We start from the raw sequence: 26802 nt of genomic DNA on the forward strand, positions 1-26802 counted from the left end.
TGCGGTGGCAACAGGGCTGGTCCCGAGCACATTCCAGAAGTCGTGTACGCACCTTTAAGTGAGGTACCCACCTTTTGGTAAGGTCCTGGCATGAAGACGTCGCAGGAGAACCCGGCCGGCCCGTGGCCCCGGGGGGAGGTCCTGTCCTCCGACTGCCCCTCGCGGCGGCTGCTGGGGGACGTCACCAGCAAGTGGGGGGTGCTCGTCCTGATCTCCCTCGCCGAGGGGCCGCTGCGCTGGAGCGGACTGCTGCGCGCCATCGGCGGGATCAGCGAGAAGATGCTCGCCCAGACCCTGCGCACCTTCGAGGCCGACGGGCTGGTCCTGCGCGACGCCAGGCCGGTGGTCCCGCCGCACGTGGTCTACAGCCTCACCGCCGAGGGCCGCGAGGTGACCGCACTGCTGCTGCCGCTCGTGGAGTGGGCCCAGGACCACGTCGCCGCGCCGGGTCCGGGGGCCGGGCCGGGCGGGGACGCGTAGGCCCCCGGACACCGGACACGGAGGCGGCCGTGCGCGCGGCCCGCGCATGAGGGCGTCCCTCGGGCGCCGCCGGGCGGGCGCGGGGCGGGGCGGGGCGGGCCCCGCTCCCCGGGGGCGGGCCCCGCACCCCCGGATCACGCCCCACGGGACAACGGTGCGCCTTTTCTCTTTCTCCTTTCACAGTATTCCCATCCACACCTCTTCCCTCAATTTTTCCGACATACCGCCGGGCAACCGCTTTCCCTCCCCGCAAGCATAATCCGACGACAATACACAACCCTTGACAAAAGGGATTCCCCGTGGTGTGCCCGCACCGGAACACGGTGGTCCACCTCCCGACCTGCGGCCCGCCGGTAGAACACTTCCCGGATCCGCCGACGGACACCGGAAGTACGAACGGTAAACCGCATCCTCCTCGACTCGGGGAACGAAAAGGGAAATCGCCCCTCCGGCACCATGCAAAACACCCCCAGCAGCAGAGGCAGGCATCCCAGCAGGTCACAGCGGTATTTCCCGGTTTCTCTTGACATCGCCCGACGCAAATGGAAACTGATACTGCCGACCTTCGGCCCGGCGCCCCCGCCGGACCTGCTCTCCCGCCGTTCCCCGAGTTCATTGCCGGCAAGCACGAGGAGCCGACCACCGCCCACCTGCGCATAACCGGCCCATGATCGATATTTCTCGAGCGTTCCGCTCGTGCCACGCGAACGGCCCACCACCAACGTGCGAAACAGGGGCAATATCCTGATGCATGCGTTTCCCCAGGAAGGCGACACCGTCACCACGCGGCGGAAACAGTTCGCCGAATCCGGATACCTCGTCCTGCCGGGCCTTCTCACCGGCCCCCTCCTCGACCGCCTCCTGCCCGAGGTCGACCGCTGGGTGGACGAGGGCCTGCGCGACCGCTCGATCGCCGCCTGCCTGGCCCCGGACGTGCACGGCCCTCCCCCGCTCCTGGAGCTGGAGCTGCCCGCCCACGGGCGGCTCCTCACCCACGGGCCGCTGATGGAGGTCCTGTCCGAGCTCATGGGCCCGTCCTTCGTCTTCCACCACCTGCACAGCGACAGGCACGGGGCCGCGACCACCGGCAAGCCCTGGCACCACGACCACGAGCCCAACGACCGGGAGGACCCGGACCTGCTGATGGTGCACGCCCTGCACTACCTCGGCGGACTCGACCGGACCGTGGGGAGCCTCGCGGTCCTGCCCGGCTCCCACCGCGAGCACGCGGAGAAGACGGCCCGCGCCCACCTGGGGACCGAGGAGCTGCCGGGCGAGGTCGTCATCGACAGCCTCCCTCCCGGTTCCACCGTGCTGATGAACTCCGCCCTGTTCCACGCCCGCAGACCCGCCGGCCCCGGCCCCTCCCGCCCCCGCTACTTCGTCGACGCGTCGTACTGCCAGGCCGGCGCGCGGTGGCGGCCCGTCAAGCCCTACTGGCGGTACATGCTCTCCCGCGCCCGCGAGCTCGACCTGGGCGGGGGGCGGTGGCCCGAGCTGTTCTCCGCCCGGCACTTCACCGAGTACGCGCCGGCCGAGCGGGAGGCCACCGCGTGAGGCTCGTCCACCCGGTCACGTACGACCAGGTGAGGGCGGTGTACCTGCGCGACCATCCCGCCGACCGGCCCCACCCCGCCAACTCCAACCGCGACGGGGAGAAGGCCCTGGCCATGGCCGAGGAGCTGCTCGGCGCCTGGTCCCTGGTCCGGCTGACGAGGGAGGAGGTGCTCGGCGTGGTCCTGCCCTGGCACCTGAGCGAGGGTGGCGCGGTCGAGCTGGTGCCCCGGTCCGGCCTGACGGTCGGCGAGGCCGCGGACCGGATCCGCGCGGGCGGTCCGGGCATGGCCGCGGCCAACCCGGTCTGCGCGGGGAAGCTGGAGCTGCTGCGGAGCGCGCCCCTGACCCCGGTCTACCTGAGCACCCGCCCGGTGCCGCACTCCGACTACGGGGACCTCCGCGTCCGCACCGGCCTCATCCACCTGGACGGCCTGCACCGCATGATCGCCTGGGAGCTGTCCCGGCGCCTGCCCCCCGGGGAGACGCTGGAGGCGTTCGTGGCGGGCTCCCCCGTCCCGGCCACGCGTCCACCGCACCGCCGCCCCGACACCGCGCGAACCGGAGGCCCACGCCCTTGACCCGTACGATGCGTCCCGCGCTCTCCCTCCCCGACCTGCTCACCCGGGGCGCCCGGTCCCATCCGGACCGGACGGCGCTGACCGACGGCGTCCGCTCCCTCGACTACCGCGCGCTCCACGCCGCGTCCGGTCGCGTCGCCGCCCACCTGCACGGCCTGGGCGCCGGGCGCGGCGACCGGGTGGCCGTGATCGGCCCCCGCGACGGCCGGGTGTGCGCGCTGCTGTACGGCGTCCTGCGCTCGGGCGCCGCCGCGGTGCTCATCGACCCCTCGTGGAGCGCGCCCGACGTGCGGGCGCGCCTGGACGCCGTCGCCGTGCGGCACGTGCTCGGCACCGACGGGGCGGTGCCGGCGCCCGAGGGGTACCGCGCCGAGGTGCTGGACGTGGACGCGCTGGCCGCCGCGGGGCCGGTCGACCCGCCGGTGCCGTCCGCCGCGCCGGGGAGCGAACCGGCCTCGGACGCGGCCTACCTGTCCTTCACGTCGGGGTCCAGCGGGGAGCCCAAGGCCGTCGCGGTGACCCACGCCAACGCCGTCCACTACGCCCGTTCGCTGCGCCGCCGCCTCGGGCTGACCCGCGCGGACGCGCCGTGCGTCGCGCACGTCACGACGATGGCGGCCGACCTCGGCCACACCTCGTGGCTGCTCGCCCTCGCCACGGGCGGCTCGGTGCACGTGGTGCCCGACCACGAGACCCGCGACCCCGAGGCGTTCTGGGCGTCCCTGGCCGGCGCCGGGGTGTCGGTGCTCAAGACGACCCCCTCGCACCTGACGGCCCTGCTGGAGGGGCGGCCCCCCGGGAGCCCGCCGCTGGGCACGCTGCTGCTGGGCGGTGAGATGCTCCCCCGCTCCCTCGCCGCCGGGCTCCTCGCCGGGGGCGTGGCGGACCGCGTGGTCAACCACTACGGGCCCACGGAGACCACGATCGGCGCGACGTGCTTCGTCGCCGACTCCCCCGCCGACCTCCCGGCGGACGAGGCGACGGTCCCCGTGGGCACGGCGCTCGGGGACGTCTCCCTGCGCCTGCTCGGTTCGGACGGCCTGCCGGTCCCCGACGGGGTGGAGGGCGAGCTCCTCATCGGCGGGCGCGGGGTCACCGCCGGCTACCACGGCCGTCCCGACGAGACGGCGCTGCGCTTCGTCCGGCACGGCGGGGAGCGGGTGTACCGGACCGGTGACACGTGCCGCCGCCGCCCGGACGGGAACCTCGTCTTCACGGGCCGGACCGACCGCCAGGTCAAGATCCGGGGCTTCCGGGTGGACCCGGCCGAGGTGGAGTGGGTGATCGGCGAGTTCCCCGGCGTCGGCCAGTCCGCGGTGTTCGTGCGGGAGACCCCCTCGGGGGGACAGCTCCTGGCCGCGGTGCGCCCGGCGGCCGGGCACGACGAGGGGGCGGTGCTCGACGCGCTCCGCCCCCACCTGCGCGACCGGCTGCCCGGGTACTCGATCCCGCAGCCGATCGTCGCCCTGCCCGACTTCCCCACCGGGCCGAACGGCAAGCTCGACCGCGACCGCCTGGCCGCGGTCGTGGACGGGGTCCTGGAGGGCGGCGGCAGGCGCTCCGCCCCCGGCCGGGACGCGGCGCCGGAGCGGATCGGGATGCCCCTGGTGCGGGCGGTCGCGGAGCTGTGGGCGGGCGCGCTGGGCCTGCCCTTCGTGGACCCGCACGCCGACGTGCTCGAACTCGGCGGCGACTCGATCCTGGCCATGCGCACGGTCACGCTGCTGCGGCGGTCCGGGTACCGCGTGGCGTTCGAGGACTTCTACCGGAACCCGACCCCGATGCTGCTGGCCTCCGCCGCCCGCCCGGCGGGCGAGGCCGCGGAGGTCGGCGAAGGCGCGGGAGCCGAGGGGCCCGGGGAGGGCGGCGCGCTCGCGCCGGCCCAGCGCTGGCTGTTCCGGCAGCGCCTCGGGGACCACCGGCACTGGAACCAGTCCGCCGTGCTGTGCTGCGGGACGCCGGTGGACGCGGCGGCCCTCTCCGCGGCCGTGGAGGACGTGCTGCGGCGCCACCCGGCGCTGCGGCAGCCGGTGGGCCCCGGGGGTCCCGGGGTCCCCCGCCCCGCCGAGGACGTGGACGCGGTGTCCTTCTCCTCCCTGCCCCGCACCACGGGCCAGCTGGCGGAGGCGGTCGAGGCCACGTGCTCCGAGCTGCAGCGCGGCATGGACCCGCAGGCCGGGCGCCTGATCCGGATCCACCTCTTCTCCGGCGGGCACGGCGTCCGGGACCGGCTCGCGGTGATCGTCCACCACCTGGCCGGCGACGGCCTCTCCTGGCGGATCCTGCTCGACGACCTCGCCCACGCCTACCGGGCGGCCCTGTCAGGGCAGCGGGCCGACCTGCCGCCCACGGCCGACTTCTACCGGTGGGCGGCGAAGGCCCCGCCGCCTCCCCCCGCGCCGGAGCGGGCCGGGACGGAGCCCGCCGGGGGCCTCCCGGTCACCGGCGGCCCCGCCGCCTCCCTCCGTGCCGTGGGCACGGGCGGCGCGAGGCGCACAGGCGGTGCCAGTGTTGCGGGCGGTACGAGCGGGACAGGGCGCACGAACGGCACGGGCGGTGTCGGCGGGAGGGGGAGCCGGAGCGATGCGAGCGGCACGGAGCCCACCCACGGCACAGGGCGCACAAGCGGCGCCGGCGCGGCGGAGCCCACCCACAGCACGGGCGGCACGGTGGGCACAGGGCCCACCGACGGCACGGCAGGCACGGGCGGCACGGGAGGCACAGGCGGCGCCAGCAGGACGTGGAGCCGGAGCGATGCGAGCGGCATGAGCAGTGCCGGTGTGACGCGTGGTGCAAGCGGTACGAGGCTCGCCAACGGCACGGCAGGCACGGGCGGAACCGGTGGCGACGACGGCACCGCCGCCACCGAGCCGGTGGCCCTCGCCTGGTCCCTGGACGAGAGCGCCACCGCCCGGCTCGTCCGGCGCCACGGGCGGGCCCAGCGCCTGGAGGCGTTCCTGCTGACGGCCCTGGCCGAGGCCGCCCTGCGCTGGAGCGGCCGGTCCCGCCTGGGGGTGGAGGTGGAGACCCACGGCCGCGACACCACCGGCGAGGGCGGCGACCACATGGACACCGTCGGCTGGTTCACGGCGGTCAAGCACGTGGTCGTCGACCACCCCGTCCGGGCGGTACGGGCCGGGCCGGCGGACACCGTCCGCGGGTCCCGGCGCGCCGGCCGGACCGCCTCCGCCCCGGCCCTGCGGGGCCCGGACGGCCGCCCGGCGGGCGCGGACACCGTGGCCGAGCGTGCGCGCGAGGTCGAGCGCCGCGTGCGGGAGGCCCCGGAACTGCCGATGGACGCGCCGGGCCCGCGCCCCGACGTGGGTTTCAACTTCCTGGGCACGTTCGAGCTGCCCGACGAGCCGTCGCTGCGGTGGTCCGTCGCGCCCGAGGCGGGCGGGGCGGCGCGCTGCCCCGACGGCGACCCCCTGTACCGGATGCGCCTGACCGCCCGGATCGTCGAGGGGAGGCTGGTGACCGACCTCGTGTACGCGTGGCCGCGGCTGTCCCACGACGCCGCCCACGGCGTCGTCGCGTCCTTCGGCCGCGCCGTGGCGGCCGAGGCGGGCGCCACCCCCCTGCCGCACACCAGGTCCCCCGTCTCGACCTCCGGGCGGCTGCTGTACGACGGCTCCGTCCAGCCCGCGCCGCGCGCACGGGTCACCGGCGAGCCGGTGCGGGCCCTGCTCACCGGGGCCACCGGCTACGTGGGCAGGCACCTGCTCGCCGAGCTCACGGCCCGGGGAGCCCGGGTCACGTGCCTGGTGCGGGGCGAACGCGACGCCGACGCCGCGCTGCGGCTCCCCCCGGGCCCGGAGGGCGCCGTCGCCGGCCGGGGCGGGTTCGACGTGGTCGCGGGCGACGTCGACCGGGAGGGCCTGGGCCTGTCCCCCGAGGCCCTGGCCCGCGTCCGGGACGTGCAGGTGGTCGTGCACGCCGCCGCGGACGTGCGCCTGGTGGCCCCGCCCGCGGACCTGGAGCGGACCAACGTCGCCGCGGTCCGGCGGCTGCTCGGGTGGATCGACGCGCAGGTCCCCGGGGCCCGGCTGCACCACCTGTCGACCCTGGCCGTCGCCGGCGGGGTGGAGGGGCCGGCCCGCCGGTTCAGCGAGGCGGACCTGCGGATCGGCCAGGGGTTCCGCACCCCCTACGAGAGGACCAAGTTCGCGGCCGAGGAGGCCGTCCGCGCCTGGGCCGCGTCGGGCCGCCAGTGCTACGTCCACCGGAGCGGGCACGTCGCGGCGCACAGCGCCACGGGCGCCTTCCAGGCCAACGTGGAGGACAACAGGGTCTACCAGCTGGTCCGCGGCTACGTGCTGGCCGGGGCGGCGCCGAGCCGGCCCGGGGAGACCTTCGCGTTCTCGCACGTCGACACGGTGGCCGCCGGGATCGCGGCGATCGTGACGCACCCGTACGCGGCCCCGGGCGCCTACCACGTCGAGACGCCGCACACGGTGCCCCACGACGAGCTCGTGTCCTGGCTCGTCGGCCTGGGCTACCCGATCGAGCTGACCGGTGAGGACGCGTTCGCCGCCGCCCTGGCCCGGGTGGAGCGGACCAGGCCGACCGCCGCGCGGCTGGCCTCGGCGTGGTCGCAGCTGGAGGACCGCAACGTCGTGGTCGACAGCTCCTCCACCGCGGCCGCGCTCGACCGTGTCGGCGTGCGCTTCGCCCCGCCGACCCCCGCGTGGTGGTCCGCCGCCATGGCGTGGGCCGCCGGTGTCGGCTTCCTGCCGGAACCGGGTGCCGATGTTCACGACGAAGGGAACGATCCTCACCATGACCGATGACACCGTGACCGAGATCGGCTGGGGCAGCACGACCCTGGACACCCGTCGAGCGCTGTGGTCGCAGCCGCTCGGCGACGAGGACAGGCGCCTGCTCTGGGCGGACGCCACCGCCGGGAGGTGGGACCGGGCCGCGCACGTGCGCGACGGGCTCCGCGCCTTCACGGAGGAGAGCATCCGCTCGGTGGGCTTCGCCCACGTGCCCAATCTGATGGACGCGTCCGCGGACGGCGGGGAGATCGTGGAGGCCCTGTCCTTCGTGATGCGCGACTTCGGCGAGATCATCCCGCAGAACGCCCAGGGCGACCTGTGGCAGGTCCTGCGCGACCGGGACGGGGACGGGGCCACCGAGCTGGGGTTCCACTGCGACACCTGCGACGTGCTCGTCCTGCTCTGCCTCCAGCCCGCCGTGCTGGGCGGGGGCGACACCAAGCTGGCGAGCGCGCGGTACGTGCGGGAGATCATCGAGCGGGAGCGCCCAGACGTCCTGGCGACCCTGGAGGAGGACTGGACCTTCGACCGGACGGGGCGGGCCGGGCAGCAGGTCATCGTCTCCCCGATCCTGTTCACCCAGGAGGACGGGACGGTGGGCTGCTACTACCAGACCCGTACCGTGCGCACCTCGCCGGAGAGGGGCGGGCCGCCGCTGACCGAGCGCCAGTGGGAGGCCCTCGACGTCCTCGACGAGGTCCTCTACCGGCCGGAGATCGCCTTCGGCCTGCGGCTGGCGGCGGGCGACCTGCTGCTCATCCGCAACAGCAGGGTCCTGCACGGGCGCTCCCCCTACGTGGACGAGCCCGGCCCCCGCGCGCGCCGGGTGCTGCGGGCGTGGATGAACACGGGCAGCCGGTGAGCCCCCGCGGGGAGGACCGCGCGCCGGACAGCGCGGGGGGAGGCGACGCGGGCCGGTCCCGCGCGCGCGGGACCGCCGTGGTCACGGGGGGCGGCAGCGGCCTGGGCCGGGCGGCCGCCCTCGCCCTGCTCGCGGACGGCTGGTCGGTCGCGGTGGCCGGGCGCCGCAAGGAGGCGCTGGAGGAGACCGTCGGCCTCGCCGGGCCGGACGCCGACCGGATCCTGGCCGTGGCGACCGACATCCGCAGCCCCGCGGAGGTGGAGGCGCTGTTCGCCGCGGTGCGCGAGCGGTTCGGCCGGGTGGACCTGCTGTTCAACAACGCGGGAGCGGCGGTCCCCCGCACGCCCGTGGAGGAGGTGGCACCGGCGGACTGGCAGCGGATCATGGACACCACCGTCACCGGGACCTTCCTGTGCGCGCAGGAGGCGTTCCGCGTGATGCGCGGGCAGTCGCCGCCGGGCGGGCGCATCATCAACAACGGGGCCCCGTCCGCCCACGTGCCGCGGCCCAACTCCGTCGCCTACACCACGGCCAAGCACGCGGTCCTGGGCCTGACCCGGGCCCTGTCCCTGGACGGGCGGGCGCACGGCATCGCCTGCGGGCAGATCGACGTGGGCAACGTGGCCCCGGCGGACGGCGGCCCGCAGCCGCCCGCGATGCAGGCCGACGGGACGATGGCGGTGGAGCAGACCATCCCCGTGGAGAGGTTCACGGAGTCGCTGCTGCTGATGGCGTCGATGCCCCTGGAGGCCAACGTGCAGTTCCTGACGGTGCTGCCGACGACGATGCCCTTCGTCGGGCGGGGGTGAACGGGTGTTCGTGAGCGCTCGCTCCTTCGAGGAGTACCGGGCGATGTTCTCGCTCTCTGACCACGACCTGTCGCTGCGGATCCTGGACTGTCCCGGCGGCGCCGCGGGCTTCGTGGCGGAGGCCGGGGCCCGGGGCGCGGACGCGGTGGCCGTGGACCCCCAGTACGGGCCGGGCCGGGAGGGGCTGGGGGAGCTGGCCCTGCGGGAGAACGAGCACAAGCACGCGGAGCTGGTCGAGCGCGCCGGGGAGTACGACTGGAGCTGGTTCGGCGGCCCGGCGCGGTACACGCGGATGCGCTCGCGCTCGGCGCGCGCGTTCGGCGCGGACGTCGCGGCGCGGCCCGGGAGGTACGTCGCGGGGTCGCTGCCGGACCTGCCGTTCGCGGACCGCTCGTTCGACCTCGTGCTCAGCTCCCACCTGCTGTTCTCCTACGGCGGGCAGTTGGGCGAGGGGTGGCACCGGGACGCGCTCCTGGAGCTGGTGCGCGTGTCCCGTGGACAGGTGCGGCTGTACCCCCTGTTCCAGCACACGAGCAACGAGCGGTATCCGGCGCTGGACCGGATGCGGGAGGCTCTGGCGGAATGCGGCGTCCCCTCCCGGGTGGAGCGGGTGGACTACGCGTTCGCCCCGGGGGACCCGGAGATGCTGGTGCTGGAGTGCGCCGGCGACCGTGCCCCGTCGGGGGCCTCCCGCGAGGGCGGGGGCGCGTCGGCGGAGTTCGACCCGGTGCGCTGGAGGCACCTCGAAGCGGAACGGTGACGGAGGGGCGCGGGGCGGGTCGCGGGGACGCGGCCCGCCCCGCCGCCGTCGCACGGACCGGCCCTCGCTGGGGCGGGCGGGGCAGGGCGTGCGGCCGGGGCGCGGCGCACGGTCGGGACCGGGCGGCCGGGCGCCGGGGGGCGGCTCCCGGGGATGAGAACGGCCACATCCGCGGTGCCGGCACCGCCCCAGATTGCATGTTCATTCATTTTTCTGCATACTTATTTTCATGTCCAAGGTACTCACTTCCCTTCCTGTCGGCGAACGCGTCGGAATCGCCTTCTCGGGGGGCCTCGACACGTCCGTGGCCGTCGCGTGGATGCGCGAAAAGGGCGCGGTTCCCTGCACGTACACCGCCGACATCGGCCAGTACGACGAGCCCGACATCGCCTCGGTGCCCGGCCGCGCCAACGCCTACGGCGCGGAGGTCGCCCGGCTGGTCGACGGCCGCGCCGCCCTGGTCGAGGAAGGGCTCGCCGCCCTGGCCTGCGGCGCGTTCCACATCAGGTCCGGCGGGCGCCCCTACTTCAACACCACCCCGCTCGGCCGCGCCGTCACCGGCACCCTCCTGGTCCGCGCCATGCTCGACGACGGCGTGCAGATCTGGGGCGACGGCTCCACCTACAAGGGCAACGACATCGAGCGGTTCTACCGCTACGGCCTGCTCGCCAACCCCTCCCTGCGCATCTACAAGCCGTGGCTCGACGCCGACTTCGTCAACGAGCTCGGCGGGCGCAAGGAGATGTCCGAGTGGCTGGCCGAGCGCGACCTGCCCTACCGGGACAGCACGGAGAAGGCGTACTCCACCGACGCCAACATCTGGGGCGCCACCCACGAGGCCAAGTCCCTCGAGCACCTCGACACCGGCATCGAGATCGTCGACCCCATCATGGGCGTGCGGTTCTGGAACCCCGAGGTCGAGATCGCCCCCGAGGACGTCACGATCGGCTTCGAGCAGGGTCGGCCGGTGACGATCAACGGCCGCAGGTTCGACACCGCCGTGGACCTGGTGCTGGAGGCCAACGCCGTCGGCGGCCGGCACGGCCTGGGCATGTCCGACCAGATCGAGAACCGGGTCATCGAGGCCAAGAGCCGCGGCATCTACGAGGCCCCGGGCATGGCCCTGCTGCACGCCGCCTACGAGCGCCTGGTCAACGCCATCCACAACGAGGACACCCTCGCCAGCTACCACAACGACGGCCGCCGCCTGGGCCGGCTGATGTACGAGGGCCGCTGGCTGGAGCCGCAGGCGCTGATGGTGCGCGAGTCGCTCCAGCGCTGGGTGGGCACCGCCGTCACCGGCGAGGTGACCCTGCGGCTGCGCCGCGGTGAGGACTACTCGATCCTGGACACCACCGGGCCGTCGTTCAGCTACCACCCGGACAAGCTGTCCATGGAGCGCACGGAGGACTCAGCGTTCGGTCCCGGCGACCGCATCGGCCAGCTCACCATGCGCAACCTCGACATCGCCGACTCGCGGGCCAAGCTGGAGGACTACGCCAGGATCGGCATGGTCGGCAGCGGCGACGCCCACCCGACCTCGATCGGCGCCGCCCAGGCCGCGGCGACGGGTCTGATCGGCGCGATGCCCGAGGGCGGCGCCGAGGCGATCGCCTCCCGCGGCCAGGCCGCCGACGAGGAGTGGCTCGACCACGTCGCCCTGGAGTCCGGCACGGACTGAGGCCCGCTCCCGCCGTCCGCACCGCCTTCCGGGGGCCGGCGCGGACGGCGGCGGGTCCGCGGGACCGGCTCTCCCGGCCCGCCCGCGCTCATGCCCGGGGGAACAGCGCGTCGGTGAAGGCGTTGCGGAACGTGCCGCCGGGGTCCATGCTCCGCGCCAGGCGGGCGAAGTCGTCCGCGCGCGGGTACCCCGCAACGACCTCCCCGGCCGACAGCGTGGTGAGCTTCCCCCAGTGCGGCCGTGCGCCCAGGGGCGCCAGGAGCCCCTCCACGTCGGCCAAGACGGCCACCACCGCCTCCGCGTCGCTGACCCAGGTGAAGTGGAACGTCACGGAGTCGCGGCCGTACGCGGGGCTCAGCCACAGGTCGTCCCCGCGCACCGTGCGCACCTCCGACACGTGCAGGAGCGGGGCCACCCTGTGCCCGATGCCGCGCAGGGCGGCGAAGGCCCGCGCCGCCTGCTCCCTCGGCAGGTACAGCTCCGACTGGAGCTCGTCGCCCGCGCTCGGCGTCACGTCGGGCCGGAAGTGCGGCAGCCGCTCGTGCCAGGGCCCGGAGACCCCCAGCTGCACGGTGCAGGACTCCGCCGGCATGCCCCGCACGGGGTGCACCGGTCCCCCGGCGGGCCGTCCGCCCTGCCACGGGCGCTCGGGCCGGTCGGTCCGGTGCTTGAGCCACACGTCGGCGACGCCCCGGTCCCAGTCGGTGAACGCGCTCACGCTGTACGCGGCGCCGAACACCTCGTCGAAGCGCTCGGCCACCGCGTCCAGGGGCACGTCGAGGTGGACGCGCTGGGCGACCTCGAAGGCGGGCTCGACGTCCAGGGTGAGCCGGGTGACGACGCCGAGCGCGCCGAGGGCGACCACCGCGCCGGGGAACGTGTCGGGGTCGGCGTCGCGGGACAGCTCCACGAGGTCGCCCTCCGGTCCGACCATCTGCACGGCCCGCACGGAGGCGGCGAGGCAGCGCTGTCCGTCCCCGGAGCCGTGGGTGCCGGTGGCGCACGACCCGGCGACGGAGATGTGCGGCAGGGAGGCCATGTTCGCGAGGGCGAACCCGTCCCGGTGCAGGGCGGCGGAGAGGTCGGCGTAGCTCGTGCCGGCGGCCACCTCGACGGTCCCCGCCCCGGGGTCGACGACGATGTCCTGCGGCATCCCGTCGAGGCGGACCAGCTCGTGGTCGGAGTCGGCCACCCTGCTGAAGGAGTGGCCGCTGCCGAGGGCGCGGATCCTGGGGCTGTCGCGGACGAGGCGGCGCAGTTCGTCCAGGGTCGAGGGCCGGTGCACCGCCGTGTGGGCGAAGGCGACGTTCCCGGCCCAGTTCCTGAGGGGCGGGGGTGGGGTCGGGGGGCGACTCGGGGGTGGGGTGGTGGACATGGGGCCTCCTTGACCGCCGGGGGGGACGCCCGTGCATCTTCCCCCGGGGCCCGGGTCGTGGGAAAGGGCGGGGTTCGCCGAGGCGCGTTCCGCGTGGATGCGGGACCCGCCGGAGCGCCGCCGCCCCGCCCACGACGGCGCCCCCGACGTGCCCGTGTGCCGCGCATCGGTCACGGCGTCCGGCCGAACGCCCCGCACCCGGCCGTGTCGCGGTGGAGGCGTGGACGGAGCGCCTGGAAGCGCGGCAGGAGCCCCGGTGCCGGGGCATGTGGCCTTGGCCGGGCCCGGCACGTGGGGTGGTCGTTCGTGGACTCCCCGGTCGTCGCGTCCGAGGTGACCGTGTGACCCGCTCCCCCGTGTCGCGCGGCGGGGCGGTCGTTCGCGTGGGGTGGCCGCTTCCAGCCGAAACCACGCACAGTAACCGGGCCGTGGGTTACTGTTCCGGTCGTAGGCAGGCCCCTCCCCCCTTTTTTGGAGGACACCGTGGGACGACACGACAACCCAGACAAACCCACCGACTCCGGCAGTGGCGGCTCCAGCGGCACAGACGGCAGTCGGCCCAACGACCACGGCACCGAAGGGTTTCCCTCTCCCTCCCAGGACGGGCAGAGGCCCACCTGATGGGCAACGCGACACCGGGGCTGGCACTCGCCCGGCTCCTGGCCTCGCGCGGGGTGTTCACCGACCCCCTGTGGCACCGCGCGGTCCTCGCCGTCGACCGGACCGCGTTCGTTCCCGACACCCTGTACACCATCGACCCCGCCCACCCCGGGTGGGAATGCCCGGTGCACCGCACCGACACGAGGTGGGCGCAGTGGGTGGCCGAGGACTACGCCCTCGCAACCCAGGTGGACGACGGCCACCCCACCGGACCCCACGGCCGGGGCCGGGCGGTGACCTCCAGCCTCAGCCAGCCCTCGCTCGTGGTCGCCATGCTCCAACAGCTCGACGCCGCCGAGGGGCACCGGGTGCTGGAGATCGGCACGGGGAGCGGCTACAACACCGCTCTGCTCTGTCACGCGCTCGGGGAGAAGGCGGTGGTGTCCGCCGAGATCGACCCGGAGCTCGCCCGGGTCGCCGTCGACAACCTCGACCGCGCCGGTTACCGGCCGACCGTGCTGGACGAGGACGGCGCCGGGCACCTGGAAACCGGTCTCGGCGCGGACCGCTTCCACCGGGTGATCTCCACCGTGGCGGCCCGCGGGTCCATCCCCCACGCCTGGGTGGGGCAGACGTGGCCGGGCGGGGTGATCGTGACCCCCTGGGAGGTGGGGACCCGTCCCGGGGTGCTGGTGCGGCTGGAGGTCGGTGAGGACGACACCGCTCACGGGAGGATCGTCGGCGAGGCCCCGTTCATGGTGTTGCGCTCCCAGCGCCCCGACAGCCGCCGTCTCCGGGACCTGGTGGACGAGGAGGACCCCGGCAAGCAGGCCGGGACCACCACCGTGAACCCCCGCCTGGTCGCCTACGAGCACCCCGGATGGCAACTCGTTCTCGGACACCTGGTTCCCGACCTGCGGTACGCCGTCTACGAGGCGTCGGAGGAGCGGCCCGAGTGCGCGGGCGAGGCGTCCGTGTACGTGGCCGCCCCGGACGGGTCATGGGCGCTGGGCGAGTACACACCGGCTGGCGGCCCCTACGTCACCGAACGGGCCGGGGGCCGGGACCTGTGGGCGGAGGTCGGCGCGGCGTGGGAGGAGTGGCAGCGGGCGGGTCGGCCGGGCCGGGAGCAGTTGGGGGTGACCGTGGACGCGGGAGGGACCCGGTTGTGGGCGGGTTCCCCGGCCGGGGTTCTACGGCCGCTGGGCTCGGCTGCCGTAGCTGGGAGGAGGTAACGGACGAGGCTCGGGTGGAGCACCGGGGCGCCCGATAGACGGAGCTGGACGGCAGATACGGGGATGTTCAGCGATTTGGTGTTCCAGGTCGGCCCGGATCGTGGGGGTTGGTCCCTGACCTGGGGTTCCAGGTCGGAGGGTTGCGGTTTTCGGTGCCAGCTCCCCGGACACATTGACCACGCAAGGTCACCAGCACGTTCGGAGAGTCACCATGAAGCGCATGTGCGCCGCCGCCACGCTGTCCGTCGCCCTGCTCGGGGCACTCGCCCTCACCACACCCGCCCACGCCGCCAACGGCGTCGTGACGGTCGCCGGCCAGGAGTACCACAACCCGATCAGCTGCTACACACTCCCCTCCCGGGGGCCGCACATCGTCGACAACCAGACCGACCAGCCCGTCTACCTCTTCCAGAGCCGCGGGTGCATGGACCAGCGCGGCTCGGTGGCCCCCGGGCAGAAGTTCCAGCCCAACTACGAAGTCGCCAGTTTCTACTTCGAGAAGTAGGCCCAGCGCTCCGAAGCCCCCGAGGTGGTGTCCCTCCGTTCGGGGGCTTCCCCGTTCCGGAGGCGGCTGAAGGGTCTCACACCCGGCCCCGGCTTCCCCGTCCCGGCCCGCAGACCCCACCCGCTTGAACCCCGCCGACGCCACCGCGTGGGCGCCAGCCCCGGCCGGGCCGTGCCCAGGGCGGCCTCCGCCCGGCGCAACTCGAACTCGGTCCGGTCGAACCCGAACCGGCCCGACTTCTCCTCGGCGGTGTCCATGCGCCGTCGCGCACCCGGGGTAACCTGAACCCGCTGAACACAGAACCGGACCCCGCCAATATCCGTGGCGGGGTCCGGTTCGCTGTGGCGAGCTATCAGCTGCTGCGGAGTAGGGACAGGAGCGCGGTCCACTCACCCACTTCAAAACCGAGGTGACCCCGGCCCCTGTTCTGGGTGTCCCGAACCAGCGTCTCGGCACCCTCGGAGACCTCGACGCAGTTCTCTGCGGCGGTGCTGTATGAGGACTTGTGCCACTCCGTCATCGGAATTCCTCGGCCTTCTTCTTCAGTAGTTCCATGGTTGCTTCCGGGGCCTGAGCCCTGGCCTGCAACTCACTAAACAGGCCCATCCCCCCATGCGTGGGGCACCCGGGTTCACGGTAGGAGGGTGGGGTCTTTGGTCCTGGTGGTGTGTCCGAACCGCCGGGGCAATTTGAACCCGCTGAACCACGAGAACCGCACTCCGTCACCATTGACGGGGTGCGGCTCTTCGCGTGCGCGGGGGTGTTACCGGGCGCGCACCGCCGCCAGCAGCGCGGTCCACTCGGGGGTCGAAGTCTCCAGGTGGCCGAGCGGCCGGTTCTGGGTGTCGCGCATCAGAACAGCGGCCTGATCGCGGCGGGCTTCCACGCACTGACCACCGGACCCATTGCTGTAGCTGGACTTGTTCCAGTTCTCGGTCATCATGTGGTGCTGCCTCGAATCTCTTCCATGCCGGACCGCGACACCGATACCGGCAACGCGGCGCTCCTCAACTCCGCGAAGCTTCGATCATAGAGTGCCACAATCTCCAGTTGCTTCAGCGATACATCTGTCTTCTGGTTCTCCACATAGACGAACGAGCCGTTGCCGGGCATGTCCATCACAGTGAACGAACCACCCAGGCCAGCGTGTCCCTCTGCCTCCCTCGGAATTGTCTGGATGTCCGCTCGTGAGGGCGTTGGCCGTGACGACTGAGGCGCGAGCTGAGCACCTGGGTTCACAGCAGGAGAGCGGGGTCTTTGGTCCTGGTGGTGTGTCGCGTACCCGGGGTAACCTGAACCCGCTGAACACGGGATCGGCCCCCGCCAATATCGCTGGCGAGGGCCGAACCCACGGCAACCTGCAATTACCTCAGACCAGCGGACGCGACAAGAGTCAACGCCGCCCATTCCCTACGGTCGAAGCTGAGGTGCCCGAGGTGGCGGTTCTGAGTGTCGCGCACGTCCGCGCCCTCCGCGTCCTCGCGGGCCTCGACGCAGTTCTGCCCACCCGAGCTGTACTTGGACTTGTGCCACTCGCCCTTACGGCTGGCCATACTTCTCCCTCATCTCCTTGAGCACCTTCACGGACTCCAGCGGTGACCTCGCGGTCGCCTGTAATCTACTGAACAGCATCATGAACCGCCGCACGTCCTTCAGGTCATCCGTGTTTTGGCCACGGTAGACCGACTCCACGTGCACAAGATCGGGTGCTGCTGAGGACGTTAGCAGCGAGAACGGCCCGTCGAGACCGGCGTGTGGGTGCTGGTCCCAGCCATGGAGCTGCACCATGATCCGCCCGGTCTCAGCCAGTTCGATGATCTTGGTGATCTGCTTGACCATTAACTGGTTCGGTCCGATCGGGCGCATTACTGTAATGTCATCGAGAACGACATGGTATTGCGGACCGCCGTCCCGCAGGACTTCTTTGCTCCAACCCATTCGCTCCTGAAGCCGTTTCTTGGCCTCGATAGGACTCAGCCATGGAGCGCCCGCCGCGATGGTAGCCGCTGCGTACTCGGGATGCTGGATCGTACCAGGAACCAAGCTGTTCTGATATTCACGGATCATCTCAGCGTCAGCTTGCATCTGGCGGAACTCGCCGATCCAGTCCACGTGTTCTGGCTGGTAAACCTCCTCATAGGTGCGGACCAGCCTCCCCTTCGCCTCCAGGAACTCATCCAGGTCAGAGACCTTCGATTCGTCCAGCTTTCGGCGACCGTTCTCTATATGGGAAACATGTCCGGGTGTGCAGGTGAGGTGTCGCGCGAGCACGGCCTGCTGGATGCCCGCCCGCTTCCGTGCGCGCATGAGAGCTTGCCCAAAGCGGACATCTGAGGGGTTCCGCTCATCTTCCATGACCCCATGTAACCAAAGATGGTAGTCCCAAGTCTACGAAAAGTTGTCAGAACTTGCGTCTAACTATTCGGTACTGGCCAGAACGTTTATTGCTCTTCAAAACACTGCCGCGGGGTGGGATCTTGTCGTCACCGGGGGTCGACCCCAGCGCCTTACCGAGATCTCGGCAAGACACTCGGGGAGTACAGGTCACTCCTCCCCGCCCGACGGCGTGAGAGGAAGTGGACGCCCCTGACAGAAAAGAGCCTCGGAGGCCGCTCGCAACGACCCCCGAGGCAAATGCCCCACCTGTCACGAAAAGACACGAGGTGAAGCAAATGAAGCCTACCGGTACCACCGCACCAAAAACAGACGCAGACCCCGAACCCGAGCCCGCCGGTGTCCCGTACCCGCACCGCATCGCGTTCTCCGATCCCCACCGGCACGGCATCGTCCTCGGCCACGAGCGCGACTACACCGCCCTGGCCAAGTGGGTGCGGGCCATGACCCCCCGGCGGGCCGCGAAACCGGTCTCGCTGGTGGCCGAAGCGCTCACCTCGAACGCGCACAAGCACACCCGTTCCGGGGACCCCGGCGGAACCGTGCGGGTGGTCCTCGACATCGACCCGTTCCTCATCACCATCGCGGTCACCGACCGCGGCCCCCGCCCGGACTCCGTCATCCCCTACCCCCGTCTGGGTGACCCCCGCCTCGCACCCCTCCCGGGCCTGCACCTCGTGGACCAGCTCGCCGTGTACTGGGAATGGGACTGGGCGATCCCCGGTTCGGGCTCGGGGCCGCTGACGATCCGCGCGAAGGTGGAGAACCCGTGAGCGGGTGGACCCCGGAGCTGGACCGCGAGTACCTGCAGGTGGCCGCATCGCTCACCCATCACCACCCCTGCTGGTGGGTGATGTGGTCCTACTCCCTGCGCGTGTGGGTGGCGTTCTTCCTCGGCCCGGCCCAGGTGGCCCCGCTGCGCTACGCCGACCCCGACCGGCTCTCCCGGCAGATGCGGCACGTGGCCCGAACGGTCGCCTCCGGCCGCTCCCCCTGAGAACCACCTCCGGGCGGCACCGTTCCGCCCGGAGGTTCCCCGCCCGGTGCGTTCGCGCCGGGCCGCGGGGCCGCCGCCGAAAAGGGGGGGCCGGCGGCCCCGCCCCACCCGCTCGGGTCCGGTCGTACTTCCCCGGACCGGACCCGACCCCCACCCGCCATCGACCACCCACCCGTACACGCCCGACAACCGACGACACACGCTGACGGAGAACCACGTGCCCACCGCACCCCTGCCCGACCTGGTCGAGAGCGCCGAGGCCCTGCTCACCCCCGGAGAGGTCGCCCGCCTCTTCCGCGTCGACCCCAAGACCGTCACCCGCTGGGAGAAGGACGGCCGCCTGGCCTCGGTCAAGACCCTCGGCGGGCACCGCCGCTATCCCAGGTCGCAGATCACCCACGTCCTGAACGCCGGAACGGGCAGCACCGAGGTCGTCCGCGCCCTGGAGTCGGTCCACGCCCTGGCCCTGGAAACCGGGGCGATGGGCGACGCCGGACACGTCGCGACCCTCATCGAGACGCTGCGCGCCGGGAAGTCCGCACCGCAGCCCTGAGCCGTCCGGACGGGCCGTGGACAGCAGGCCCAGGGGCGACCGTGGTTCCCGCCGGATCCCCTCTCCGAGGGGGTCCGGCGCGCCAGGAAGACCCGCACCGAGCCCGGCCCGTAGAAGGAGGAAACCGGTGACCACCCGGTCCAGGCCCCCGCACGCCAGCGACGGGACCCCGCTCGTCCCCCGCTACACCGAGCACGCCGAACGCCTCGCGTCCCGCGTCATGCAGGAGCGGGAACGGTCCGCCGCGGACGCCGCCGCCGGTCTGGCCCGCCTGGAACAGATCGCCGCCCAGCAGCAGTTCGACGCCGCCCAGGCCCGGCTGGAAGCCGCCCGCAGACGGGTCGAGGCCCAGGACACCGCCTGCCTGGGGGTGGCGGTCCGCCACTGGTGCCGCCGCATGACCCCCTGAACCGGGCCCGTAGAAGCCCATCCCCGCATACGCGCGGAGCAGGGCAATGGATGCCTAAAGGTCACCACGGGTAGGGGTCCATCCCCGCGTCCGCGGGGAGCAGCACCCGCGCCTTCCACACCTGCCGAAGCCGCGGGGGCCATCCCCGCGTGCGCGGGGAGCAGTACAGGTCGGGCAGGCGCTCGATCTTGCAGACGGGTCCATCCCCGCGTGCGCGGGGAGACACGACTACCGGGGCCTCCAGCTCGGCCTGGACCCGGGGCCATCCTCGCATGCGCGGGGAGCAGCCCGCGGCGGCAATCTCACCCTCGTAGTTGCGGGGACCATCCCCGCGTGCGCGGGGAGCAGGGTCCGTATTTCCGCAGGTACAGCACCCACGCGGGTCCATCCCCGCGTGCGCGGGGAGCAGTCCCCAGCCAGGATCCGGCAGTCGAACGGGGCGGGACCATCCCCGCGTGCGCGGGGAGCAGACCAGCCACGGGTCCCGCCGCCGGGTCCTGCTGGGTCCATCCCCGCGTGCGCGGGGAGCACCCCCAACCAGCGGCCCACCGGCGAGGTCGGCTGGGGTCCATCCCCGCGTGCGCGGGAAGCACCCCTGCTCGTTGACGCACAGGTCGCCGTTGATGGGGCCATCCCCGCGTGCGCGGGGAGCAGTCTTCCCGGGCGGACCGGGTCGAGCACCGGCCGGGTCCATCCCCGCGTGCGCAGGAAGCACGGATAGCGGCACGACTCCCACAGAAGGAGCGAGGCACCAGCCGTACTCTACGTCTCGCCACGGCCCCTGATAACGGCTCGAGTCGTGACAAGCACGGCTGCCAACCACGCCACCCACATGAGGATGTTCACCCACATGAGTTCGGTCATGACCGTGACGAGGACCAGGGCAACGAGACTGAGCAGGGTGATGGTGACAAGTACGCGTTCCCTCATCGGCATGCCCTCCATCCTCTCCTGTCCGTGCTGTGCTGGTGTAGGGGTTTACGAGCGGAACCAGGGCAACTGGGCCCATCCCCGTATGCGCGGGGAGCAGGTTCATCACTTCGAGGTCGGCCAACCGGGCCTGGGTCCATCCCCGCGTGCGCGGGGAGCAGTCGAAGGGGCAGGAGCGTCCGGGCGACCTGGTGGGTCCATCCCCGCGTGCGCGGGGAGCAGTTCTCCGATGTAGTCCAGGGAGTCTACGGCGAGGTCCATCCCCGCGTGCGCGGGGAGCAGGCGGGCCCCACACCTGGTCGTGGTCGGGTCCGGGGTCCATCCCCGCGTGCGCGGGGAGCAGGCGTGGGTGCCTGTCAAACCAGCGTTCTCCGGGGGTCCATCCCCGCGTGCGCGGGGAGCAGGCCGAGACCTACGGCACCCCCGCCGCAGCGTGGGGTCCATCCCCGCGTGCGCGGGGAGCACCACTCCTGGACGGAGCCCAGAGTGCCCGGCACGGGTCCATCCCCGCGTGCGCGGGGAGCAGTTCACGGTGGGCCAGATCTTGAGCACCTTGCAGGGTCCATCCCCGCGTGCGCGAGGAGCAGTCGTACAGCTCCGCACCGTCGTTGTCCAAAGTGGGTCCATCCCCGCGTGCGCGGGGAGCACGCCACGACCTGGCGGGCGACCCGCCGGATCTGGGGTCCATCCCCGCGTGCGCGGGGAGCAGCTGGAGCTGGTGGCCCGTGACGCGCTCGGCTCGGAACCATCCCCGCGTGCGCGGGGAGCACTGGATGGAAGCGCACCTGCCGATCCCCGGCGGAGGTCCATCCCCGCGTGCGCGGGGAGCACCTTCGTCTCGCCGTTCGCGACCCGGGTCCGCTGGGTCCATCCCCGCGTGCGCGGGGAGCACGCCGAGTTGCACGGTCGACATGACGGAACGTAGGGTCCATCCCCGCGTGCGCGGGGAGCACGCCGGAGTCGATGGTGGCCTGCCAGGCGTCGAGGGTCCATCCCCGCGTGCGCGGGGAGCACGCGTCGGTGTACTCGCGGACCTTCTGGGAGGCGGGTCCATCCCCGCGTGCGCGGGGAGCACGAGGAGCCGGAGATCGAGCACTATGACCAGGTGGGTCCATCCCCGCGTGCGCGGGGAGCACCAGAAGGGCCGCCCCGACGTCCCGGCCCTGGCGGGTCCATCCCCGCGTGCGCGGGGAGCAGTGTCGGGGCGGGTTGAAGCGGACCCCGTACTTGGGTCCATCCCCGCGTGCGCGGGGAGCAGCCGGAGGTCGCGGCCGGGGACCCGATCGCGCTGGGTCCATCCCCGAGTGCGCAGGGAGCAGGCCAAAGCCGGGCGCCACAGGCGTTTCCGGCCGGGTCCATCCCCGCGTGCGCGGGGAGCAGACGGCGAAGAAGGTTCCGTCACCGAACACACCGGGTCCATCCCCGCACGCGCGGGGAGCAGGCCACCCCGACCAGCGGATGCAGGTTCTGTCCGGGTCCATCCCCGCGTGCGCGGGGAGCACGAGCTGATGGAGAGCAGGCTGAAGGCCGCGTTGGGTCCATCCCCGCGTGCGCGGGGAGCACAACGGGATGAGCGACCCGTCGTAGGCGTCCTGGGGTCCATCCCCGCGTGCGCGGGGAGCACGACGGGCCCACCGGCCAGCAGGTCGACCAGGCGGGGCCATCCCCGTGTGCGCGGGGAGCAGAGCTGGGGAACCTCCCCGCCGATGAACGTCCCGGGGCCATCCCCGCGTGCGCGGGGAGCAGGTCAGGGGTCGGGAGATCGGAGGAGTCAGGTGCGGGCCATCCCCGCGTGCGCGGGGAGCAGCTCGTTGACCTGCACCTTCATCCCCAGCAACCGCTCAAATTTGCACGTTGTTGAGAAACAGACATATCGCCCACCGGTCGGTGTTCCTGTGTAGTTCCTTCCTACCGCACACCATCTCTATTCGACACCCACAGCCACACCTACCAGGAGACACAGACCCACCCCCGAGTGCACAGGAAACAGGGCCGAGCCATCGGGCCTGCTTGCCCGCGCATCTCGGCCCGTTGTCGGAGCCCGGAGGTCTGCCCGCAGCAGAAAGGGCGTCCGCGCCCGGTAGAGCTCCCCTACGGTTGGCGACATACCCCCGAAAGCCGTAGGAGTGTGTATGGATGCGATCACCGGTACAGCCGCAGGCGTGCCGTTCACAGCCCTCCCGCCGTCCGGGACGGGCAACGACCGTGCGCCGTTGATCGTGACCTGGCACATGCTGGACGCTCCCCGAACGGACGCAGCCTTCGCAGCGGCACTGCCCATGGCCGGTGTTCCTTCCTGGCGGGTCCACCTGGGTATGCCGCTGTGTGGTCCGCGTATGGTCGATGGTCGTCTCGACAGACACCTTGAACTCGCTCGCGAAGACATCCTGTTGGCGTACCTCGGACCGATCGTCCACCAGGCCGTAGAGGAGTTCCCGGCCTCGCTGGCCGAGCTGCGCCGTCAGCTACCGGTCGACGACCAGCCGATCGGCATCCTCGGTGCATCGCTTGGCGGGGCGGTGGCTCTGCAAGTGCTCACAGCCCCGCCGACGCCGATCGGGGCGGTCGCGCTCGTCAATCCCGCTGTGCGAGTGAGCGCGGCGGTCGAACTTCTCGCGACCGGGCTCGACCAGCCTTACGTTTGGACCGCCGAATCCCGCAGAGCGGCCGACGATTTGGATTTCGTCGGCCGCGCCGGCGAGCTGAGCGGAGAGCCCCCGCTGCTGCTGGTCAGCGGCGAGCGCGACCACCCGGCATTGCGCGAAGATGCTTTCTCCCTGGTCAAGACACTTCGTGGGCGGTACGCGCGTCCGGATGAGATCGAGCTGGCGACTGTGCCGGACCTGGCCCACCCGCTGGCCGATGAGCCCGGGTTGGAACCGGCTCCCCAGTTGCCCACGACGGCGGCGGTCGACGGGGTTCTTACCCGGTGGTTCGTCCGGCGGTTCGCGACGCAGTGAGCAGCGGTGGGTAAGCGTTCCCAAGGCTGGTGGCGCCCCCTGTCCTGAGGCGCGTTGATGCTGCGCAAACGGAAGCCTGCCCGCACGAAGCGCGGGCAGGCTCTTGAGACAACAGCTCCAAGGCAGGTCTCGTTCCATCCCCGCGTGCGCAGGGAGCAGGTGATGATGTCGGCGGCGTCGGGCAGGGTGCCGGGTCCATCCCCGCGTGCGCGGGGAGCAGCGTGACAACGTTCTCGGAAGCCAAACAGCGCTGGGTCCATCCCCGCGTGCGCGGGGAGCAGAGCTTCCTGCACCGCGCACCCTAGATCCGCGCGGGTCCATCCCCGCGTGCGCGGGGAGCAGGACCAGATGGCGGGAGCACCCGCAGAACTGGTGGGTCCATCCCCGCGTGCGCGGGGAGCAGACACGCAGAACCGAGAGCGCGGGCACATCGCGGGGTCCATCCCCGCGTGCGCGGGGAGCAGCTGAGCCGCCTAGACGGCGACGTCGAGCGACTGGGTCCATCCCCGCGTGCGCGGGGAGCAGGAACCCGGACATCGGGATCATGGGTCTCTCCTGGGTCCATCCCCGCGTGCGCGGGGAGCAGCCTTCGTGGGGGCGGGGGTGAACACGACCGTGGGGTCCATCCCCGCGTGCGCGGGGAGCAGCGCCGGAGCACGCCCTCCTGCGACCACTCGAAGGGTCCATCCCCGCGTGCGCGGGGAGCAGAGCTCACCGGCCCCGCGCGAGATCCCGTTCCGGGGTCCATCCCCGCGTGCGCGGGGAGCAGGCGGAGGACGTACATGCCCAACTGGTTGTTGAGGGTCCATCCCCGCGTGCGCGGGGAGCAGGCCCACAGCTCGAAGAGCTCGTCGCGGAAGTCGGGTCCATCCCCGCGTGCGCGGGGAGCAGGAACCCGGACATCGGGATCATGGGTCTCTCCTGGGTCCATCCCCGCGTGCGCGGGGAGCAGGATTTCCTGGCCCGTCTGCGTCAGGACATGCAGGGTCCATCCCCGCGTGCGCGGGGAGCAGGTGGCCATGTCGGTGCGCAGGGGTGCGTGCCGGGGTCCATCCCCGCGTGCGCGGGGAGCAGGGCATGTCCGCCGGAGCCGTCGGGCGTCCGCTGGGGCCATCCCCGCGTGCGCGGGGAGCAGTGGACCAGGGCGTGCTGCTCCTCGGAGGGCAGGGGGCCATCCCCGCGTGCGCGGGGAGCAGAGTCGTCGCCCACCGTGTACTCGCCGAGCGGCGCGGCCATCCCCGCGTGCGCGGGGAGCAGAGAGAGAAGATGACCAGCAAACTTACCAGCGGTAAGCAGCCGATTTTCCAACTTCTCGAAAAACCGACACCAAGGACATAGCGCCCTTCGGGGATTCAAAGGCGCGAGTAAGCATGTTTTCCTCCGACGAGCCGGGCCGCGCCGCGTGCAATCATCCCGTCCCGGTGGCGCGAAAGCCCAATGTACAGCCCCGTCCTCGCCCCGCGAGCTCCCGCCGGCTCCCACAACCCCTCTCCTCCTTTGAGCCGATACGCCCTGTCGGCAGGTGTCCCTAGGGTCGGCGCATGACGCAAGCGACACATGAGGCGCCCCCACTCCCCGCCGCCGTTCTAGCCGACGTCGAACGCGACGACCCCGCCGGGGCGTGCGAACGGGCCCTCGCCCACCCGGGTTTCCCGCACGCGGCGAAGGGGCTGTCCGACCTCCCCACCAAGGCCGTGAGGCGGCTGGCGCACCACTGCGTCGAGCTGTACAGGGAGGCAGCGTCCCCCGAACGGCGGGACGCCGTCCTCGCGCTGCACACCGCGCTGCTGGGGCGCCGGCTGGACTTCCTGGAGGAGGACCACCTGGAGATCGAGGTCCTGGTCGCCGCCTCCTTCCACGACATCGCCGACGCCTGCGAGACCGCCCTCGCCGCCGCCGACCCCCGCCGGACGGCGGAGCGCCTGCGGGGACTCCCCGAGTGGTACAGGCACCGCCTGACGGACGCCCTGGCCGAGCTCCACGGGGCCGCGCGGACGCCGGAGCGGAGGAACAGCGTCCTCTGGCTGCACACGGCCCTCTCGCACTACCAGCTGAACCTGCTGCGGTTCGAGGACCTCGAACCCGTGGTCCGCGAGGTCCTCGGGCGCGACGGTTCCGCGGAGGTGGGGGCAGTGCTCGCCTCCGACTCGTTCCTCCGGGTGATGTCCGGCCTGCGGGCCCTTCCCCCGGAGGTGCGGGAGCGGCTCGCGGGTGGGGCCCGCTCGCTCCGCGAGAAGGCGCGGACCCCGGAGAGGACGGAGCTGACCCTGTGGCTGGAGGCGGCGCTCCTCTTCCCCCCGCTCCCGGGCGGGCTCACGCTGTCCGAGGAGTTCGAGGCCATGTGGCGCGAGGTCCTCCCGGTCGACGCAGCGGCGGCGTGCGAGATGGTCGTGGCGGACAAGGAGTTCGGCGGGGCGAGGCTGCTCCCGACCCTGCCCGGGGACCTCCGGGACCGCCTCGCACAGGTCTGCGTCGAGCTGTACGGGGCGACGGACTCGTGGCCGCGGCGGGACAGGATCGCCAGGATGCACGCGATGCTCGCCCCGGGACGCCCCGACGACCTCATGGCGCACACGCGCCAGGAGGCGCTGTCGGCCGCGACGGCGGCGACCTTCTGGGGGCAGGGCTGTGTCCACATGGTCTGGGTGGAACTGGCCTCCGGGCGCGACGTCCCGGTCGGCTTCGGCCGGACCCTGCGGCGCTACTGGGGCGAGGGCTACGGGTCCGACGTGCCCCTGGGCAAGGTCGTGCGCCTGCTCACCGCCCACCCGGTGCTCAACGCGGGCGACGAGTGGACGGACCACGCGCTCGCCGAGCTGGCCGGCCTCCCGGACGCGTGGCGCGACCTGGTCGCGCACGCCGCGACGGCGAAGGCGAGCAGGCCGAGCGCCACCTGGGAGAGGAGGGGCCGGACGCTGCTCGCGGAGGTCGACGCGGACGAGTTCCGGGAGCGGGTGCTGGGCTGGCTGGCCCTGGTGGGGGAACCGCGTTCGCTGCCGCTGGAGAACGGCCTCCGGCACGACCGCTTCAACGACATCGCCGTCCGCGGCCTCGTACGGCTCCTGTCCTTCCTCCCCGGGCACGCGCACACCGCGAGCGGGCTGGGCGCGCTGCTGGAGAAGTCCCTGGTCAGGGCCCCTGGCCAGGGGCCGGACAGGCCGGCGCTCGCCAACGCGTGCGCGACGGCGCTGGGCCGGATCGGGGACGGGACCTCCCACGCCGAACTGGTCAGGCTCGCCGCCGTGGTGGACCACCGGCCCACGCTCAAGCTGATCGGGGCCGGGCTGGACGCGCACACCGGCGCGGTGTAGGACCGGCCGCGCCCCGGGCCCTGTGAAC

Annotated in this window: 22 protein-coding genes, 1 pseudogene and 2 CRISPR repeat arrays; of the genes and pseudogenes, 16 read left to right on the forward strand and 7 right to left on the reverse strand. The window is 72.7% G+C overall.

The annotated features are described in order from the left end of the window. Positions 1-90 precede the first annotated feature (90 nt). The 8 genes from ACIRPH_RS00105 to argG all read left to right on the forward strand — a co-directional run bounded on the left by ACIRPH_RS00105 (position 91) and on the right by argG (position 11505). The gene (locus tag ACIRPH_RS00105; RefSeq protein ID WP_402907346.1) at positions 91-480 is read left to right on the forward strand and encodes a winged helix-turn-helix transcriptional regulator; all 390 of its coding nucleotides are present in this window, start codon (positions 91-93) and stop codon (positions 478-480) included. Positions 481-1227: 747 nt separating this feature from the next. Continuing rightward, positions 1228-2037 carry a phytanoyl-CoA dioxygenase family protein gene (locus ACIRPH_RS00110; RefSeq protein ID WP_402907349.1) on the forward strand — a complete coding sequence of 270 codons (810 nt, stop codon included), beginning with the start codon at positions 1228-1230 and terminating at the stop codon, positions 2035-2037. After that, entirely contained in the window at positions 2034-2615 is a 582-nt protein-coding gene (locus ACIRPH_RS00115; protein ID WP_402907351.1) for a DUF6309 family protein, read from the forward strand. The genes ACIRPH_RS00110 and ACIRPH_RS00115 overlap by 4 nt, the downstream gene beginning before the upstream one ends. After that, a complete protein-coding gene (locus ACIRPH_RS00120; RefSeq protein ID WP_402907354.1) occupies positions 2612-7405 on the forward strand; it encodes an AMP-binding protein in 4794 nt (1597 codons plus the stop codon). The genes ACIRPH_RS00115 and ACIRPH_RS00120 overlap by 4 nt, the downstream gene beginning before the upstream one ends. Further along, entirely contained in the window at positions 7395-8255 is an 861-nt protein-coding gene (locus tag ACIRPH_RS00125; protein ID WP_402907357.1) for a TauD/TfdA family dioxygenase, read from the forward strand. The genes ACIRPH_RS00120 and ACIRPH_RS00125 overlap by 11 nt, the downstream gene beginning before the upstream one ends. A gap of 77 nt (positions 8256-8332) precedes the next feature. Beyond that, positions 8333-9064 (forward strand): SDR family oxidoreductase, encoded by a 732-nt coding sequence (locus ACIRPH_RS00130; protein WP_402909412.1) that lies wholly within the window; start codon positions 8333-8335, stop codon positions 9062-9064. 4 nt (positions 9065-9068) lie between these two features. Continuing rightward, positions 9069-9824, forward strand: coding sequence for a methyltransferase domain-containing protein (locus ACIRPH_RS00135; protein ID WP_402907359.1), 756 nt, complete (start codon positions 9069-9071; stop codon positions 9822-9824). A 229-nt stretch (positions 9825-10053) separates the two neighbouring features. Next, positions 10054-11505, forward strand: coding sequence for an argininosuccinate synthase (gene argG / locus ACIRPH_RS00140; RefSeq protein WP_402907362.1), 1452 nt, complete (start codon positions 10054-10056; stop codon positions 11503-11505). 88 nt (positions 11506-11593) lie between these two features. Here the strand turns inward: argG and ACIRPH_RS00145 are convergent, their stop codons facing one another. Next, complete coding sequence (locus ACIRPH_RS00145; RefSeq protein ID WP_402907365.1) at positions 11594-12880, reverse strand: FAD-binding protein; 1287 nt, start codon at positions 12878-12880, stop codon at positions 11594-11596. Positions 12881-13500: 620 nt separating this feature from the next. Between ACIRPH_RS00145 and ACIRPH_RS00150 the strand changes: the two genes are divergently transcribed. Together ACIRPH_RS00150 and ACIRPH_RS00155 are read left to right on the forward strand one after the other, a co-directional pair. Continuing rightward, complete coding sequence (locus tag ACIRPH_RS00150) at positions 13501-14715, forward strand: hypothetical protein (RefSeq protein WP_402907368.1); 1215 nt, start codon at positions 13501-13503, stop codon at positions 14713-14715. A 211-nt stretch (positions 14716-14926) separates the two neighbouring features. After that, positions 14927-15220: a hypothetical protein gene (locus tag ACIRPH_RS00155; protein ID WP_402907370.1), complete on the forward strand. Its 294-nt coding sequence runs from the start codon at positions 14927-14929 to the stop codon at positions 15218-15220. 352 nt (positions 15221-15572) lie between these two features. Here ACIRPH_RS00155 and ACIRPH_RS00160 read toward each other — a convergent pair whose 3' ends face one another. From ACIRPH_RS00160 to ACIRPH_RS00180, 5 genes are all read right to left on the reverse strand, one after another. Further along, positions 15573-15740 carry a DUF397 domain-containing protein gene (locus ACIRPH_RS00160; protein WP_402907373.1) on the reverse strand — a complete coding sequence of 56 codons (168 nt, stop codon included), beginning with the start codon at positions 15738-15740 and terminating at the stop codon, positions 15573-15575. Between the two features lie 243 nt (positions 15741-15983). Continuing rightward, positions 15984-16163 (reverse strand): DUF397 domain-containing protein, encoded by a 180-nt coding sequence (locus ACIRPH_RS00165; RefSeq protein WP_402907376.1) that lies wholly within the window; start codon positions 16161-16163, stop codon positions 15984-15986. After that, the gene (locus tag ACIRPH_RS00170; protein WP_402907379.1) at positions 16160-16627 is read right to left on the reverse strand and encodes a Scr1 family TA system antitoxin-like transcriptional regulator; all 468 of its coding nucleotides are present in this window, start codon (positions 16625-16627) and stop codon (positions 16160-16162) included. The genes ACIRPH_RS00165 and ACIRPH_RS00170 overlap by 4 nt, the downstream gene beginning before the upstream one ends. Next, the gene (locus ACIRPH_RS00175) at positions 16585-16773 is read right to left on the reverse strand and encodes a DUF397 domain-containing protein (RefSeq protein ID WP_402907382.1); all 189 of its coding nucleotides are present in this window, start codon (positions 16771-16773) and stop codon (positions 16585-16587) included. The genes ACIRPH_RS00170 and ACIRPH_RS00175 overlap by 43 nt, the downstream gene beginning before the upstream one ends. Continuing rightward, positions 16760-17575, reverse strand: a complete 816-nt coding sequence (locus tag ACIRPH_RS00180) for a Scr1 family TA system antitoxin-like transcriptional regulator (protein WP_402907384.1) — start codon at positions 17573-17575, stop codon at positions 16760-16762. Before ACIRPH_RS00180 ends, ACIRPH_RS00175 begins: the two co-directional genes overlap by 14 nt. 317 nt (positions 17576-17892) lie before the next feature. On the opposite strand from ACIRPH_RS00180, the gene ACIRPH_RS00185 reads away from it, so the two are divergent. The 4 genes and pseudogenes from ACIRPH_RS00185 (at position 17893) to ACIRPH_RS00200 (ending at position 19573) form a co-directional block, all read left to right on the forward strand. Then, positions 17893-18387, forward strand: a complete 495-nt coding sequence (locus ACIRPH_RS00185) for an ATP-binding protein (RefSeq protein WP_402907386.1) — start codon at positions 17893-17895, stop codon at positions 18385-18387. Next, on the forward strand, positions 18384-18611 hold the full coding sequence (locus tag ACIRPH_RS00190; RefSeq protein ID WP_402907389.1) for a hypothetical protein: 228 nt from the start codon (positions 18384-18386) through the stop codon (positions 18609-18611). The genes ACIRPH_RS00185 and ACIRPH_RS00190 overlap by 4 nt, the downstream gene beginning before the upstream one ends. A 232-nt stretch (positions 18612-18843) precedes the next feature. After that, positions 18844-19017 (forward strand): annotated as a pseudogene (locus ACIRPH_RS00195) (BldC family transcriptional regulator); the annotation flags it as partial. Positions 19018-19291: 274 nt separating this feature from the next. Then, positions 19292-19573 (forward strand): hypothetical protein, encoded by a 282-nt coding sequence (locus ACIRPH_RS00200; RefSeq protein WP_402907392.1) that lies wholly within the window; start codon positions 19292-19294, stop codon positions 19571-19573. Between the two features lie 61 nt (positions 19574-19634). Here the strand turns inward: ACIRPH_RS00200 and ACIRPH_RS00205 are convergent, their stop codons facing one another. Further along, a complete protein-coding gene (locus ACIRPH_RS00205; RefSeq protein ID WP_402907394.1) occupies positions 19635-19847 on the reverse strand; it encodes a hypothetical protein in 213 nt (70 codons plus the stop codon). Positions 19848-20574: 727 nt separating this feature from the next. Then, a CRISPR array of direct repeats spans positions 20575-22309; the repeat unit is 28 nt; unit sequence GGGTCCATCCCCGCGTGCGCGGGGAGCA. A 326-nt stretch (positions 22310-22635) separates the two neighbouring features. Between ACIRPH_RS00205 and ACIRPH_RS00210 the strand changes: the two genes are divergently transcribed. Continuing rightward, positions 22636-23463 (forward strand): alpha/beta hydrolase family protein, encoded by an 828-nt coding sequence (locus tag ACIRPH_RS00210; protein WP_402907397.1) that lies wholly within the window; start codon positions 22636-22638, stop codon positions 23461-23463. Positions 23464-23593: 130 nt separating this feature from the next. Continuing rightward, positions 23594-24720: direct repeats of the CRISPR family, unit length 29 nt; unit sequence GGGTCCATCCCCGCGTGCGCGGGGAGCAG. Between the two features lie 284 nt (positions 24721-25004). Beyond that, positions 25005-26774, forward strand: coding sequence for a hypothetical protein (locus ACIRPH_RS00215; protein ID WP_402907400.1), 1770 nt, complete (start codon positions 25005-25007; stop codon positions 26772-26774). Positions 26775-26802: the final 28 nt, after the last annotated feature.

Origin of the sequence: Nocardiopsis sp. NPDC101807 (assembly GCF_044766605.1) — a bacterium.
Classification (GTDB): Bacteria; Actinomycetota; Actinomycetes; order Streptosporangiales; family Streptosporangiaceae; genus Nocardiopsis; species Nocardiopsis tropica.